The organism is Sphingobacterium sp. HJSM2_6 (assembly GCF_049316305.1).
Taxonomy (GTDB): Bacteria; Bacteroidota; Bacteroidia; order Sphingobacteriales; family Sphingobacteriaceae; genus Sphingobacterium.
The window spans coordinates 1-466 of the sequence record NZ_JBMOXB010000051.1; the positions used below are offsets into that span (position 1 = coordinate 1).

Annotated in this window: 1 protein-coding gene; it reads left to right on the forward strand. The window is 32.6% G+C overall.

The genetic code is table 11. The features are described from left to right. The first annotated feature begins 93 nt into the window (after window positions 1–93). On the forward strand, window positions 94–396 hold the full coding sequence (locus ACFRAE_RS17765; protein ID WP_422798510.1) for a helix-turn-helix domain-containing protein: 303 nt from the start codon (window positions 94–96) through the stop codon (window positions 394–396). The last annotated feature ends 70 nt before the right edge of the window (window positions 397–466 follow it).

Consider the following 466-nt stretch of genomic DNA (forward strand, 5'->3'; position numbering starts at 1 on the left):
TAATATTTGCATCCTATTCGAATTATGATTGGGATGCTTTTTTATTTAATTACTATATTCCGTTTTTATATTTGTTAATCAATCTTGTGTGTTATGGAAAAGTTGAGAAGGGATCAGTTGGTCACGTTGGAAGATTTAGAAGGAATGAAATCAGAATTGCTAGATTCGATTGAAAGATTAATCAAGGAAAAATTTCGAGATCACCAAGTTAAGAGGTGGATGAAATCAGCAGAGGTAAGAAAATTACTTGGATTTTCTCCAGGAAAGCTGAGCTCAGTCAGGGAAAGTGGAATATTACCCTTTACAAAGATTGGAGGAAATATTTATTATGACCCAGAAGATCTTTCCAAACTATTTAACGATCGGAAAAAATTTAATAATGATTGTCAATTATGAAAGGCTGTGGTAAGCAGGTTCCACCAGAATTAAGGCATGTTCAAATCTATTTTTTAGAGAAGAATGTTTC

Bases quoted from the DNA above. Each gene is read 5' to 3' on its own strand.
- ACFRAE_RS17765 (WP_422798510.1), top strand. From the start codon at position 94: ATGGAAAAGTTGAGAAGGGATCAGTTGGTCACGTTGGAAGATTTAGAA.